Genomic DNA, 15004 nt, shown 5'->3' with positions numbered 1-15004 from the left:
GCTCGCAAGACCTTGAACAGACTCTTTGCGCCCGCCGCCGCGATCTTTGCCCTTCGCTGATTAAGCGGTTTCCAGCACCAGTTCCGAGCGTTGCGCCGAGGTCAGCGGCTTGAGCGCCCATTGCTGAGCCGGCGAAGCGTTGAACTCGTACAGCCAGATCAGGCTGCCCACGCCGCCGCGGCTTTGGTTGTCTATCACCAGATTGTTGTTTTGACGGCTGGAGATATAGCCCGGACGGGAGAACAGGTCCCATTGCTGGCTGAGCGAGGACGGATTGTACGGACGCAGCACCAAGGGCTTGCCGCTGGACAGGTCGGAAATGTCGATCACCAGCTGGTTGCCGCTGGTGGCCAGCGCGAACACGCCGTTGGCGAAGTCGATGTTGAACAGCGACAGGAAGTTGCCTTGGATGGGCTGCAGGTACAGCTGGGAACCGCTCATCGAATCTTTGGCGGTAATGCCCAGCGCGGTGTTTTGGCTATAGGTGAGGAAGTAAGGAACGCTAGAGAAAGACATATGGCAACCCCCATGTTTATGCCAATCAATTATTGGCTTTCTCAAACTAGCAAGGTTTGCCCGTATTGCAAGCGCCGGCCCGAAACCGGCCGCGCCCGGCGTAAAATCCAGATAAAAATCCGATCAGAAACACGAACTTAGACGACGATAAGTGAAATTGCTTAAAGTCATCCGGCACAGAACGGTCTGTTCGACAACAGACGCGGCGCCAACAAAAACAGCCGGGCGTCAGCCCGGCTGTTTTGATCCGTCCCAGCAGTCGATCAGACCGACAAATAAGACGATTGCTTCAGGCCGCGGCAGAACTCGGCGAAGAACAGGCTGCGCTCTTCGCTGCTGAGATCGGCGGCGCGCGACTTGGCTTCGTAGCGGTTGAGGATGTCTTCCGGCGACAGGTGCACGTAACGCAGCATGTCTTCTATGGTGTCGTGCTCTTCCACGCCGGAGAACTCCAGCTCGCCGCCGTCGCGCACATAGACGTTGACCGAGTCGGTGTCGCCGAACAGATTGTGCATATCGCCCAGGATTTCCTGGTAAGCGCCCACCAGGAAGACGGCGATCAGATACTCGTCGCCCTGCTTCACCTCGTGCACGGACAGGCTGGATTCTATGCTCTGCTGGTCCACGTACTGCTTGAGCTTGCCGTCGGAATCGCAGGTCAGATCCTGCAGCACCGCGCGGCGGGTGGGCTGCTCGTTCAGACGGTGCAGCGGGGTGATCGGCAAAATCTGGTCGATGGCCCAGGTGTCCGGCAGGCTCTGGAACACCGAGAAATTGCAGAAGTACTTGTCGGCCAGACGGTCGGTCAGTTCGTCGTACACCTGGCGCTGCGAACGCTGGCTGGCTTGCAGCTGGCTGTGCAGGCGGCGGCACAAGGCGGCGTGCACGTCTTCGGCCAGCGCTTTTTCCTTCAGCGACAGCCGGCCGGCGGCGTACAGATCTGTGACTTCCGACACGTAGTGGCTGGCGCGGTAGTAGATTTCGGTGACCAGGTCGTCGTCGTTCAGCTGAACCAGTTCAAACAGCTTGCGCACCGGCTGCGACAAGGCGGCGATGTCGTCCACCTGCGGCACTTCGTCCGGCAGGCGCTCCACATCGGTCACGTTCATGATCAGCACAGCGTGGTGGGCGGTCATCGCGCGGCCGGATTCGGACAGGATGCGCGGATGCGGAATGCCGTTCTCGCCGCAGAACTCGGACAGCATGGACACGATCACGTGCGCGTACTCGTCCATATCGTAGTTGATGGAGCTGTCGTTGCGCGAATGGGTGCCGTCGTAATCTACGCCCAGGCCGCCGCCCACGTCCACGTGGTCGATGGGCAGGCCCAGCGCGCGCAGTTCCGCGAAGTAGCGGATGGCCTCGCCAAAGCCGCTGCGGTAATCGCCGATGTGGGCGATCTGCGACCCCATGTGGAAGTGCATCAGGCGCACGCAGTCGGCCAGGCCGGCGGCGGTGAGCTTGTCCGCGGCGGAGATCAGCTGGCCGGCGGACAGGCCGAACTTGCCCTTCTCGCCGCCGGTGTCCGCCCACTTGCTGGACGCCAGCGAGGACAGACGCACGCGCATGCCGATATTGGGACGGATGCCCAGCTTGCGGGATTCATCGATCACCAGCTCCACTTCGGACTCTTTCTCGATGACGATGAACACCTGGTGGCCCAGACGTTCGCCCATCAGGGCCAGGCGGATGTAGTCGCGGTCCTTGTAGCCGTTGCAGACGATGGTGCAGCCCTTGGGCGCCAGCGCCAGCACCGCCATCAGTTCCGGCTTGGAGCCGGCTTCCAGGCCGATGGACACGTCCGGCGTGGCGATGATGCTCTTCACCACCGCTTCTTGCTGGTTGACCTTGATCGGATAGATGGCGGTATAACGATTGCCGTAGCCTTGTTCGGCGATGGCCTTGTCGAAGGCCGCGCACAGACGCGTGACGCGGTCTTGCAGAATATCGGGAAAACGCACCAGCAACGGCAGGTCCAGGCCCTTGCCGGACAGTTCGCCCACCAGGCGATGCAGGTCGATTTCCTTGTTTTGGCGCACATTCGGACGCACGACGATATTGCCGTTGGCGCCCATGTCGAAGTACCCCGCTCCCCAATGCCGGATGCCGTACAACGCCCGGCTATCAGCCACAGACCAAGCCATGAGTTTTCCCCTCAAGAACTGACGGAAAGCCCTGAACCCCGCGCAATGATGGGTGGACAGGGATTTCCAAAGGACGCGCCCAGGCCGCCGCCGAAAAAGCGATGAGCCAGCCGCAGGAGCATCCTTATGATGGATAACCCCGCTCCTTAGTGCGCGGCTTTCGGGCTGAACAGCTTTTATGTGGGCCTGGGATGTCGGAGCGAAACAATTGAATTGTAGGTTTGCAAAGCTGCAAACGAGCGCGGATTGTAACAACATCACGCGGCTTGACAAGTAAAAAAATGTATAAAAATCCGCATGTCCAATTTAATCGACAAGCCCGCGCCGGGCGGCCCGGCAAGCCTTGCCGGGCAAGGCTTGAGCAAAAACAGCCCCCTATATTTTTCTCATGCCGGCAAGCGGCCGTTTCTCCGGCCGGGGACCTCGCGGTTCCGGCAATGGACTTGTCCAAAATATTCAACAAGAGCGCGCCCCGGCCCCTTGCTCCGCCGCGCCAAAAAACCACAGCGCGGCCCGGCGCGCCAAGCCGCGCCGGACAAGGCTTTTAGCCCAAATACGGCATGTTTTTTCAAATCTGCGCCACGCGCCGCCACCTGCCGCGCCGGCTCTGGTTACAATGCCCCGGTCATCACTAGCCGCAAGCACGAGCCAGCCCATGCGCGAGCATCACCACGATTTTCTGTCCTGGACCATGAATCCCGCCTCCCCGGCCTCCGCCGAATGGCAGCTCCACTCCGGCGTGGGGGCGCGCTGGCTGGATTACGGCGTCGTCGAGCTGGAACCCCTCGCCGCCGCCGACGATTCCCTGCTGCTGTCCAGCGGCGTGCACGGCAATGAGACCGCGCCTATCGAGGTGCTCAACGCCATCCTGGCCGACATCGCCGGCGGCAGGCTGGCGCTGCGCTGCCGGCTGCTGGTGATCTTCGGCAATCTGGACGCGATGCGGCTGGGCAAGCGTTATCTGGATTACGATATGAACCGGCTGTTCAACGGCGCGCACGCGCGCCAGCCGGAAGCGCGCGAAGCGGCGCGCGCGGCGCGTTTGGAACAGGCGGCGGCGGACTTTTTCGCCTCCGCCCGCGGCCGGCGCTGGCATTACGATCTGCACACCGCGATCCGCGGCTCGGTGTTCGAGAAGTTCGCCATTTACCCCTATCTGCACGAACGCCCGCACAGCCGCGCGCAACTGGCCTGGCTGAAGAGCTGCCAGGTGGAAACCGTGCTGCTGCACAGCCAGCCAGCCAATACCTTCAGCTACTTCACCAGCCGCCACTGCCAGGCGGACGCCTTCACGCTGGAGCTGGGCAAGGCGCGGCCGTTTGGCCAGAACGACCTGTCCCGCTTCGCCGGCATAGACCAGGCGCTGCGCCGGCTGCTGGCGGAGCCGGAGCAAGAACTGCCCGGCTACCGCGACGGCGATCTGCCGCTGTTCCAGGCCAAGTACGACATCGTCAAACACAGCGAAGCCTTCCGCCTGCACCTGGCCGACGACGTGGAAAACTTCACCGCGTTGCCGGACGGCTTCCTGATCGCCGAGGACGGCGAGCACCGCTATGTGGCCGTCGGCGGCGATGAGCGCATCCTGTTCCCCAATCCCACGGTCAAGCCCGGACTGCGCGCCGGCATCGTGGTGGCGCCGGCGCGGCTGCCTTAAACGCGATTCAAGGTTCCGCGCGGACGCCCAGCGCTCAAGGGAGCCGCGCGCGACAACGCCGCGGCCATGGCCGCGGCGTCGTTCATTCCGGCAGGACCTGCCCGCCCCGCGCGGTGTTTCAAGCGAACTCGGCGGCCGCCACCCTCGCCACCGCGGCGATCACCGCATTGCGCTCGTCCATCATCGCCGTCGAGCCCCAGTAATAGACCGACAGCAACAACGGCGACTTGCCCGGCCGCCAGGCCACGGCCACATTGTTGGCGGCGCCGTGGCCGCCGCTGCCGGTCTTGTCCCCCACCCGCCACTCCGCCGGCAAGCCGGCGCGGATGCGCAGATTGCCGGTGGTGTTGCCCAGCAGCCAATCGTTCAGCAAACCGCGCTGCCGCTCCGGCAATAGCGGGGAAAACAGCAGCGCGCGCAGATTGGCCGTCATCGCCGCCGGCGTGGTGGTGTCGCGCGGATCGTCCGGCTCGGCGCGGTTCAGTTCCGGCTCGACGCGGTCAAGCCGGCTCAGGCCGTCGCCCAGCGAACGGGCGAAGCGGGTCACCTCCTGCGGCCCGCCCAACTGCACCAACAGCAGATTGGCGGCGGTGTTGTCGCCGAAGCGCATCGCCGCGTCGCACAAGTCTTTCACCGACATGCCCTGCTCCACGTATTGTTCGGCGATGGGCGAATAGTCGATCAATTGCTCGCGCCGGTAGCCGACATGGCGGTAGAGCAGATCCGGCTGCATCGCGCTGCGTTGCAATAAGGCGCCCACCAGCAGCAGCGTGAACGTGCTGCACATCGGGAAGCGCTCATCGGCCCGGTAAGCCAGCGTCCGCCCGCTGTCCGCCTCTTGCGCGAACACGCCGATGCGGCCGCCGGCATTGCGTTCCAGCTCCGCCAATTGACGCGCGGCCGGGGCTTCGCCCGGCACCCGCAACGGCGGGCGCGCGCAACCCCAGATCAACGGCGTGGCGGCCAAGGCCGCCAGCAAGACGCGCCGCTGCGCAAAATCATCCATAGATCAATCCCCAGATTCGGTATGACGGCGCGGCCCGTCGCAACGGCCGGCCATCGCGGTTTAGTTCCCCCGATGCGCATTGCCGCTATCCGCCGCAATGACAATGAACTAAAGTGCGATACATATTCTTTTGCGCCTGAACCCCGAAAATAGATGCGTCAAAACATCACGAACAGGTTCAAGCACTTTTAATGACACATTAAACAATCGAATGACATGAAAAAGCCTGCACAGTTCCGTATCCCCGCTTTGCGGCGCATCGCCGGCCTGCTCGGCCTCAGCCTGGCCCTGCTGGCCGCGCCGCTTGAAGCCAAAACGCCGCACACGCATCGGCACGCCAGCGCGCCGGCGCAAGAGCAGTTGCTGGAACACGGCAGCTACACCAACTCCGACGGCGTGGAGGTGCACAGCCCGGCCCATACCCGCTCCGGCAAAGCGCCGGCCGGCGCCAGCGCGCGCTGCCGCGACGGCAGCTACAGCTTCAGCCAGCACCGGCGCGGCACGTGTTCGCATCATGGCGGCGTGGCGGCCTGGCTCTGAGAGCCTGTTTACGATCTGCTGCGCGTCGTGGAGCGTTACACGGTGAGTACAGCTTCGAAATGCTCATGTACCACGCGTACATTCCGCTTTCTCAGCCATTTTCGCCTTGTCTCGCCTTAGCTCGCGAGATCGTAAACACGTTCTGAGAACCCGTTCATAGTCTGCTGCGCGTCGGCGATACGGCATTGAACGGGCTCTTGCCTCACACCAGACAGCCGGCAAACAGCAGGTACACCGCGCCCGCGCCCAAGAGCCAGCGGCCGTCCACGCTGCCGCGGCGGAACAACAGCCACAAGCCGGCGATCGCCGCCATCGTGGCCAGGCCGGACCACAGCAGGACGCCGTCGAACATCCACGGGGTGAAGAACAGGCCGAAGGCGCTGGGAATCGTCGCCTGTATCATCATCGCGCCGGAGATATTGGCCAAAGCCAGACGCTCCTTGCCCTGACGCAGCCAGATCAGCGCGTTCATGATTTCCGGCAATTCCGTGGCCACCGGGCTCAGCAGCAAGGCCACCAGATGCGGCGCCATGCCCCAGTGTCCGGCCAGCGCTTCCAGCTGCGCGACGAAACCGTGCGCCGCCGCCGCGATCACCGCCAAGGCCAGCAGGGCCTGCGTCGCCGCCCAGCCCAGGCCGCCGCCGGCGCGCAGTTTCAAGGCGTCCAGTTCTTCCTCTTCCGGCGCGGTGTCCGCGCTGCGGATCTCGCGCCAGACATAGGCGGCGTAAGCGGCCAGGAACAGCACGCCCAGCCAGGGCTTGATGGCGAAGGCCAGCAGGCCCAGCGCCACCTTGAACGCGAAAATCAGCAAAAACGCCAATTGGTCGCCGGCCAGCCGGCGGTGATCGACGCGCAGCAGGTAGTCGCCGCGCCCCAGCCGGCTGCGGTTGCGCCACAGCGCGAAGCCCACCACCGCGTACGCCAGCGTAGCCAGCACCAGCGGCCCGCCCAGGGCGGCGCCGACGCCGATGTCCTTATGTTGCGGCGTGCCGCCGAAGGCCATCGCGGTCAAGGTGACGGCGCTTTCCGGCAAGGCGGTGCCGAAAGCGGCGAGCACGGTGCCGACGGCGCTGGCGCCCAGGTTCAGATGGCGTCCGCACCATTCGATGGCGTTGACGAAGTATTGACAGGAAAGATAGATCAGGACGGCGAGGCCGAGCAGAAACGACAGGGTCAACAGCATAGATAGTCTTGGGCCGGGCAAGCGGATGGACAATGGCGCAACGACGCGGCTTGCCCGGCGGCAAACGCATCGTGGCCAAAGGTCTCGCTTGGCGGCGCCGGCAATGCCGGCCGCTGACCGCGCCATGAGGAAAGCTCCTCAAGTTTGTTGACGCGGCCTCTTCGGCGGGGCCGAAGATGGCTACTCCCCAATGACAACGGCGCCATTGTGCCAGCCTGGGCGCAATGGCGCAAACCTAGGCGTCCGTCATGCGACGCCCACAGCGGATGGCGGCGAAGGGCCGCGACGTCGCCGCCGCGGCCGCCTCGGCGCTAGCGGCGGAACCACTCGCGCTTGGACAGCGCCGCCTCCACCTGCTCGCGATTGAGCAAGGCGTCGCGCATGGCGTTCCGCGCCGCCAGCTCCATCTGGTCGCCGTAGTAAGGCGATTGCGGCTGGCTGCTGTTGCCGTAGGTGTTGATCACCTTGGCGCGCAGCGGCCGGCCGAACTCCACCAGGGCGGTGAAGGTGTCGCCGAAGATGGCGCGCTGGCGGCCGTCGCTGTCGCCGATATAACTGAAGGTGCGGAAGGCGCCCAGGCCCTCGGCGCCGCCGCTGGCCGGCTGGTCCAAGCGCGCCGCGCCGCCGGCGGGGCCGCGCCGCAGCCGGTAGACTTCGCCGAAGGCGATGTCCAGCGGCACGCCGGCCTGTTGCAAGCCCTGGGCCGCCGCGCCCAGCTTGCTGAGCGCGAAGCCGGCGTCGCGCAGGCCGGCGGGCGTGTCGTAGGGCTGCGCCGGATCCGCTTCCCGGCGGTAGCGCAAGGCCTCTTCGCCACCGGAGGCCGCCACCCAGGCGGCGAACAGCACCGCGCCCTTGCTGGCGGCGTCGCTGCGCCGGTCCCATTGGGCCAGCACTTGCGCCGCGGCGATCAGGCCGGCGTCGCCGGAGGCGCGCGCATAGCCGATCAAATCGTCCAGCACCCGGTCCGCCAGCAGCAGCCGGGTGTCGTGCTTGGCGCTGAGCAGCGTATCCAGGGTGAAGGCCGAAGTCTGTTCGATCAGCTCGATGCCGCGCTGTTCGCGCAGCAGCGGCGACGCCCGCGGCGACAGATAGCCGGCGTAGGCGGCCGGGTCCAGCGCCGGCTTGCTCATATACCAGGGCACGCTATTGGAGTTCTGCACCCAGCCGCTGGACGGATTGGCCACCTGCGGCAATTCGTCCAGGCGCAGCGCCTGACGCCAGATCAGATCGCTGCGGCTGCCGTCCACCGGCTGCGCCCAGAAGGCGGCGTCGCCGCCGGCGCGGCGCGGGGTCAGGCCGCCGAAAGCCGCCCAGATATTGCGCTGGGCGTCGGCGTAGATGATGTTGTGGTAGGGATTGCGCAGCCGCGCCACGACGCTGCGGAAGGCCTTGAAGTCGGGCGCTTGCGCCATGTCCCACCATTGCTCCAGCACGCCGGGGGTCTGCAGCTGGTCCACGCCGACAATGCGCAGCGCGTAGCTCTGGCCGTCCTTGTCGAACACCGGGCCCTGCTCGGCGCGGCGCAGCGTCAGCTGCTCGGCTTGCAGGCTGCCGTCCGGCTGACGGATATACAGGGTTTCGCGCTTGGTTTCGAAGTCGCGCGCCACGCCGTCCAGCAGGTATTGCCGGCCGCTGAGCTTGAGTTGGTACAGGTCGCAGCCGTCCTGGGTGTTGACGGTGTGCACCCAGCCCAGCCGCTGGTTGAAGCCGATGCGCATCACCGGCAGGCCCACCAGGGTGGCGCCGTAGATATCGTATTCCGGGCTCTTGAATTGGGCTTCGAACCAGGTGTGGCTGCCGCCCCACAGCAAATGCGGGTTGGCCAGCAGCATGGCGTTGCCGGAACGGCTCTTGGCCGGACCCAGCGCCCAGCCGTTGGAGCCGCCGATCAGATTGATGGGGGTGGCCACCGCGTCCGGATAGATCAGCGAGCAATTGGCCGCGCCGGTGGCGGTGGAGCCGCTCAGATAACCGAAGAAGATGCGCAGGGTGTGGGCCAGCACGTCCTCGCTGCGCACCGGCAGCACCGCGCGCGCCGCCGGGCTCAGACCGCCGCTGGCGGCGGCCTGGTCGTTGACGCCGGCGACGAAGGCGTCCAGATAGGCGCGCATGCGCGGGCTTTGTTGTTGCAGCCATTGTTTGGAGCGTTCCGGGAAGCCCATCGCGCGCACCAGGCGGTCCACTTCCGCCATATTGCTGGGGAAGGGCTCGCCGGCCTCGAACACCGCGCCGTAGTATTCCGCGCCGCGGCCGCGGCCCTGGGCGTACAGCCGCAGCAGCAGCTCCGGATGCGCCTGCATCTGGGCGCGGCCGAAGGCGTAGGCCAGGCTGTCGGCGCGCGCGGCGTAGATGTGCGGCACGCCGCTGCGGTCCCACAGCACCTGGCTGCCGCGCGGCTTGCCGTCTTCGTCCAGTTCGCAGGCCGTCAGCAAGGACAGCATGGCGATGCCCAATAGGGCGAGGATCAAGCGTTTCACTACCTTTCCTCCTTTTTGACAACTTAACAATGAGCTGTCGGCCAGCATGCTCAACAGCGATGCTCGGTTCTTCACACTCTTGAAACGACGGAACTGGCCAGCAAGAAAGGAAGCACGTATCCAACGCGCCCAAAGCCCCTTCAAGTCTGCCGCCGGGTGGCAGGCCCGAGGTTTTAGCTAGGCAGAAACTTCGCTTCGCTCGTTTTAAGCGGCTGCCTGTTCGAGCAGCGCGACGTTAGCGCGCCATCACTGAGCGAATCCTTGATTCGCTCAGTGATAGGGGAATTTGGCCGAGTGGTTCCCCTTCCTGCCTTATTCCCTCGCGACGCTACGCTTGCCTCGCTCGGTCAGGGCCGCCCCGGCAATCAAAACCATCATCCGCGCAGCGGATGCCTCATGCCCCTAATACCAGCGGAACACCCGCGCGCCGCTGACGAAGCCGGCAATGCCGATCAACGTGAGCACCACCGCCGAACGCGCGATTTCCAGCACTCCGGCCCCCTCGACGAAGATCATGCGCATGCCGTCCGCCAGGATGGTCAGCGGCAGCACCTCGATCACCGCCACCATCCACTCCGGGAAGTGCTTGTAGCTGAAAAAGATGCCGGAAAAGATCACCAGGAACAGGATGGTCATTTCCAGCAGGCCGTTGGCGGTCTGCGCCTTGGTGGCGCGCGAGGCGGCCAGGATGGCGATGCCGGCGAAGCAAACGTTGCCGGCCAGCAGCAGCACGATGAAGGGCAGCGCCCCGCCCTGGGCGTGCACGTCGAAATAACTGCTGGCGAACAAATACAGCACCAGGGTTTCCAGCAGGCTGAACACTAGGCAGGCCAGCACGTGGGCCAGCAGGAAATCAGTCTTGCGCATCGGGGTGATGCGCATCTGCCGGGTAACGCGGGTGGCGCGTTTTTCGATCAGCGACCAGCCGACCGCGATCAGGCAGGTTTCCATCACCGCCATCGCCACCAGGCCGGGCACCAGGAAGTCGATGTAGCGCAGACCGGGGCTGTCCAGCACCGACATATTCTTGTCCACCGCCTGGCTCAGCGCGTCCGGGTCGTCGCCAAGGAAGAAGTAAGTCAGCAGCGCCTCGTTGTTCTGCGGGTCCAGATAGTAGATGCGCTTGCCGCTGTCGGCGCTGGGCTCCATGAACACCTGCACGTCGCCGCGCTTGAGGCCGCGCAACACCGATTCGCGGTCCGGGTAGTACTGGAAGCGGTATTTCATCCGTATCAGGTGGTCGCGCTTGATCTCGTCCGCGTTGATGACGCTGGACAGCGGCTGGTTGCGGGCCTCCACCTTGCTGATCCAGGCCTTGACCGCGGCCTGCTCCTGCAAGCTGGGCGGCAGCACCACGCCTATGGTGCGCTCCTTGATTTCGCCGCCGGAGAAGGACACGCCCAGCAGCCACACCAGCAGCAGCGGGAAGCCGAAGGACCAGAACAGGATTTGCGGTTCGCGCAGGTATTGGCGGAATTGAGTGACGATCAGATTGAGCAAGGCGTTATTCATGGAAACCTCGGCCGGCCAGTGACAGGAATAAATCGTCCAGCGTTTTTTTGCGCACGATGATTTCGTCGATGTCGATTTGTTGTTCGCGGATGAACTCGGACAGACGGAACAGGAAGGCCGAGCCGTTGCGTACCAGCAGCCTCGCCTTGGCGGACGCCTGGTCGTAGCTGTAGCTGATGATGTTGTCCTTGTGCTTGGGCTCGGCGCCGCCGGCGCCGCTCTTGACCCGGTATTCGACCACTTCGCCCGGCTCGTGCGCGGCCAGCAGTTCGTCCAGCGTGCCCTGGGTCAGGATGCGGCCCTGGTGCATGATGCAGATGCGGTCGCACAGGTATTCGGCTTCTTCCATGTAGTGGGTGGTCAGCAACATGGTGGAGCCCAGCTCCTTATTGAGCTTGCGCAGGATGTCCCAGGTGCCGCGCCGCACCTGCGGGTCCAGGCCGGTGGTGGGCTCGTCCAGAATCAGGATTTCCGGCTGGTTGAGGATGGAAATGGCCAGGGCCAGCCGCTGGCGCTGGCCGCCGGACAGCCCTTCCACCATCACCTTGCGCTTGGGGGTCAGTTCCACCAGCTCCAACACCTCGTCGGCGCGGCTGCGCGGCCGGCGGTAGAAACTGGCGAACAGGTTGACGGTTTCGTCCACCCGCAGCTTGTTGATGAACAGCGATTCCTGCAGCACCCCGGCCAGGCGGTGGCGCAGATAGCTTTCGTCCTTCTGCCAGCTGCGCCCCAGGATGCGGATGGAGCCGGCCTCCGGCTGTTTCAGTCCCTCCAGCATTTCCACCAGCGTGGTCTTGCCGGCGCCGTTGGGCCCCAGCAGGGCGACGAATTCGCCGCGATAGATGTCCAGCGACACGTCGTTGACCGCGGTGTAGTCGTTGAAGCGCTTGGTCACCGACTGGAATTCGATGACTTTTTCTCTTGTTGTGGCTTGGTGCATTTCACTTTCCATAGAAGCCGAAGGAGAACCGAAGCAGCGGAACACCCCGCGCAGCCGCAGGGCTTATCCGCCTCTTTTCATTGCCGCCGCGCGGTCAAACGAGTTGATAACGGTCCGCATCCTTCAGGAAAGGGAACTGGGCGCGCACATCGTCCAGCTGCGCGCGCGACAGCCTGGCCTGATACACGCTTTCCAGTTGGCGGCCGTGGTACAGGGTGTCGCCCAGCGGATCGATCAGCATGGAGTCGCCGCTGTAGCGGATGTCGTTGCCGTCCACGCCCACCCGGTTGACGCCGATGACGAAGGCCTGGTTTTCGATCGCCCGCGCCGGCAGCAGCGTCTGCCAGTGCTTGGCGCGGCGCTCCGGCCAGCTGGCGATGTAGAGCGCCAGGTCGTACTGGCTGTTGTTGTTGCGCGACCAGACCGGGAAGCGCAGGTCGTAGCAGACGAAGGCGGCCACCGACCAGCCGTCCACCTTGACGATCAGCGGCGCGTCGCCGGCGGTGTAGTGCTCGTGCTCGCCGGCGAAGCTGAACAGATGCTTCTTGTCGTAGCTGAACAGGCTGCCGTCGGCCTTGGCCCACAGCAGGCGGTTGTAGTAGCGGCCCTGCTCTTCTATGGCCACGCTGCCCACCAGGTCGGCGCGCTTGGCGCGCGCGGTGTCGCGCAGCCATTGCACCGCCTTGCCGTCCATGGTTTCGGCGATCTTCTCCGGCCGCATGCTGAAGCCGGTGGTGAACATTTCCGGCAGCACGATCAACCGGCTGTCGTTCACCGCGCTCAGGTGGCGTTCCATCCGCTGCAGGTTCTGGTCCACCGATTCCCAGGCGATGTCGCTTTGCACCAGGGTGACGGCTAAGTCTTGATTTGGCATGGTTTGCTTTCCCAATGGGTCAATATCACTTCGTTGTGGTCGCCGCGCTCGCGGCTGCTCTGGCGCACCAGCACTTCGCCGCCGTCGTCGGACAGATACCAGCCGGTGCCGCTGATCTTGCGCCGCTTTGATTGATAGGCCACCACCCTCGCCTGCCGCGGCTGGCCCAGCAGGTCCAGGGTTTCGTCCGGCAGCCGCTGGTAGCGGACCTCGTCGATATCGAAGTGCTCCAGATCCAGCACCCGCAAGGTGGCCTCGGCCTGGCCGCCGACGAGAAAGCGCTCGGCGGCGTCTTCGCTGCTGGCGTCGAAATCCCCCAGCTTGAAGCGGCGCACCTCCAGCTGGCCGTCGTGCAGACGCAGGGTCAGCACGCCCTGACGCAGCCGGCCCTTGATCACGGTCTTGTCGCCGTCCTCGTCGGAGACGCCGGCGTAGCGGCACAGGCCGTCCGCGCCGAAATCCATGCTCTCGTCCGATTGCAGCGAGTAGTCGAACCACAGCCCGCTGCAGCGCAGGTCCATCCGGTTGCTGACCTGCAGCACCGGCATGTCGTCCAGCCAGCCGCGGCGGCGTTCGGTCCGCAGCCGGCCTATTGGTTCGCCGTTGCTCAGCACCTGATAGTCCAGCAGCAGTTCCGCGACCGGTGGGGACCTCGAAAAACCTGCTGCGCCGTCCGATAGCTGCGTTGCTCCGTGCTCGCTCCCTCGCTGTACTCCTTGTACTATCTCGGTCGCTGCGCGCGGTGCGTCTTGCTCTCGAACCGCTCGCGACGGTTTTTCGAGCGCCCCCGGCGCTTCGATCAGCGCTTCCTCGTCGGCCAGCATCTCAGCGCACCGCCGCCGCGTCGCTCAGGTCGGCGTCGTACAAGCTCTCCATATAGCCGCCGGCCATGCTGGTGTGACGCTTGATTTCCGCCAGCGGGGTCTGCTCCGCCGGAGCGTTCAGGAAGCCCACCTTGCAGGCGTAGTCCAGATAGCGGCCGAACAAGGCCTGGTCCGAGTCCGGGCAGCGGATGTCGGTGTTGGCCAGCAGCTCCTGGATCTCGCTGGTGTCGTACTTGGCGTGCTCCTTGCAATCGCTGCCGTCGTAGAAGATGGCCATCAGATCGGTGAAGGTGGAGCGGTAGCCGGTGCCGCCGCGGTGCATGCGGCCTTCCTGCAGCGCTTCGAAGTAGTCCTTGGACGATACGTCGCGCAGGGTGTAGCCGTAGCCGCGCAGGCGGGCGACGATGCCGTCGTAGTTGATCGGACGCGGATTGGTCAGGTTGTAGGTGCGACGATTGCTGGACTGCAGATTCATCGCCGCGAACAGCGTGGCCTGGGCCACGTAGTCCACCGGGGAGATGTCGAAGGCTTCGTCCGAGGCGAAGGTCAGGCCGGTTTCCACCAGCGATTTGAGCATTTCGTAGTAAATGCCCTTGACCTTGGTCTGCTTCAGCGGGTAGCAGCCGGTCCGGCTGTCGCCCCAGATATTGCCCGGACGCACGATGACCCAATCCAGGCCGCGCTCGCCGGCCTCGTGCACCATGCGCTCGGCGGTGAATTTGGAGCGTTCGTAGTCCATGTTGACGAAGCCCTGGCCTACGTCCAGATCGGTTTCGCGCAGCACGAAGTCCGGCTGGTACAGCTTGTCGCCCACCATGCTGAAGCTGGAGGTGAACACCAGCGGGGCCTTGCCGGCCAGGCACAGCTCGATCAGGTTGGCGGTGCCGCCCACATTGACCGGGGCGATCTTGTTGTAGGAGGCCACCAGGCTGACGTTGGCGGCGCAATGCAGCACCAGGTCCGCCAGATGGGCCAGATCGCGGTAGGCGCTGGCGTCCAGGCCCAGCATGGGCTGGCTGATGTCGCCCAGCACCGGGATGATGCGCCAGGCTTCGGTGGCCAGCTTGCGGCCTTCGTCGTAGCAATACAGCACGTCTTCGATGCGGGCGCGCGCGGCGTCCTTGTTCTCGGCCCGCACCACGCAATACACGTTGGCGTCGGTGGTGGCCAGTATTTCCTGCAGCAAACGGCCGCCCAGCACGCCGGTGGGGCCGGTCAGCACGATGTTCTTGACGCTGGTCTTGGCTCGGTAATCCATGACTTCACCTCTGAATTTGGTTTGGTTCCAGTCGGGGGCCGGCGCAGCCGGCCCCCTGTCACGCTATGCGGCAGAA

12 protein-coding genes and 1 riboswitch are annotated in these 15004 nt (G+C 64.7%); of the genes, 2 read left to right on the top strand and 10 right to left on the bottom strand.

Annotation, left to right across the window (positions count from 1 at the left end; genetic code table 11):
- Window positions 1-60 precede the first annotated feature (60 nt).
- A complete protein-coding gene (locus ACODSD_RS07800; RefSeq protein ID WP_107799346.1) occupies window positions 61-516 on the bottom strand; it encodes an RICIN domain-containing protein in 456 nt (151 codons plus the stop codon).
- Window positions 517-779: 263 nt separating this feature from the next.
- Window positions 780-2660: an arginine decarboxylase gene (gene speA / locus ACODSD_RS07795; protein ID WP_107799347.1), complete on the bottom strand. Its 1881-nt coding sequence runs from the start codon at window positions 2658-2660 to the stop codon at window positions 780-782.
- 655 nt (window positions 2661-3315) lie between these two features.
- On the opposite strand from speA, the gene astE reads away from it, so the two are divergent.
- A complete protein-coding gene (gene astE / locus ACODSD_RS07790) occupies window positions 3316-4314 on the top strand; it encodes a succinylglutamate desuccinylase (protein ID WP_488877115.1) in 999 nt (332 codons plus the stop codon).
- A 118-nt stretch (window positions 4315-4432) separates the two neighbouring features.
- On the opposite strand, the gene blaCHA is transcribed toward astE, so the two are convergent.
- Window positions 4433-5320 (bottom strand): CHA family extended-spectrum class A beta-lactamase, encoded by an 888-nt coding sequence (gene blaCHA, locus ACODSD_RS07785; protein WP_488877114.1) that lies wholly within the window; start codon window positions 5318-5320, stop codon window positions 4433-4435.
- Between the two features lie 216 nt (window positions 5321-5536).
- On the opposite strand from blaCHA, the gene ACODSD_RS07780 reads away from it, so the two are divergent.
- The gene (locus tag ACODSD_RS07780; RefSeq protein ID WP_227108053.1) at window positions 5537-5860 is read left to right on the top strand and encodes a DUF3761 domain-containing protein; all 324 of its coding nucleotides are present in this window, start codon (window positions 5537-5539) and stop codon (window positions 5858-5860) included.
- A gap of 202 nt (window positions 5861-6062) precedes the next feature.
- Here the strand turns inward: ACODSD_RS07780 and ACODSD_RS07775 are convergent, their stop codons facing one another.
- The 7 genes from ACODSD_RS07775 to ACODSD_RS07745 form a co-directional block, all read right to left on the bottom strand.
- Window positions 6063-7043 (bottom strand): sodium:calcium antiporter, encoded by a 981-nt coding sequence (locus tag ACODSD_RS07775; protein ID WP_107799351.1) that lies wholly within the window; start codon window positions 7041-7043, stop codon window positions 6063-6065.
- Between the two features lie 56 nt (window positions 7044-7099).
- Window positions 7100-7244, bottom strand: a riboswitch (yybP-ykoY riboswitch).
- 110 nt (window positions 7245-7354) lie between these two features.
- On the bottom strand, window positions 7355-9520 hold the full coding sequence (locus tag ACODSD_RS07770; protein ID WP_488877113.1) for a penicillin acylase family protein: 2166 nt from the start codon (window positions 9518-9520) through the stop codon (window positions 7355-7357).
- A gap of 402 nt (window positions 9521-9922) precedes the next feature.
- Window positions 9923-11032, bottom strand: a complete 1110-nt coding sequence (locus tag ACODSD_RS07765; protein ID WP_107799353.1) for an ABC transporter permease — start codon at window positions 11030-11032, stop codon at window positions 9923-9925.
- A complete protein-coding gene (locus ACODSD_RS07760; RefSeq protein ID WP_107799354.1) occupies window positions 11025-11972 on the bottom strand; it encodes an ABC transporter ATP-binding protein in 948 nt (315 codons plus the stop codon). The genes ACODSD_RS07765 and ACODSD_RS07760 overlap by 8 nt, the downstream gene beginning before the upstream one ends.
- A 94-nt stretch (window positions 11973-12066) precedes the next feature.
- A complete protein-coding gene (locus ACODSD_RS07755) occupies window positions 12067-12846 on the bottom strand; it encodes an amidohydrolase (RefSeq protein WP_227108047.1) in 780 nt (259 codons plus the stop codon).
- Complete coding sequence (locus tag ACODSD_RS07750) at window positions 12828-13460, bottom strand: hypothetical protein (protein ID WP_107799356.1); 633 nt, start codon at window positions 13458-13460, stop codon at window positions 12828-12830. Before ACODSD_RS07750 ends, ACODSD_RS07755 begins: the two co-directional genes overlap by 19 nt.
- Window positions 13461-13671: 211 nt before the next feature.
- On the bottom strand, window positions 13672-14928 hold the full coding sequence (locus tag ACODSD_RS07745; RefSeq protein ID WP_107799357.1) for an SDR family oxidoreductase: 1257 nt from the start codon (window positions 14926-14928) through the stop codon (window positions 13672-13674).
- Between the last annotated feature and the right edge of the window lie 76 nt (window positions 14929-15004).

Source organism: Chromobacterium sp. FG22, from assembly GCF_057809415.1.
Note: the sequence above shows the minus strand (reverse complement) of the source record. Positions and strands in the feature narration are given on the sequence as shown.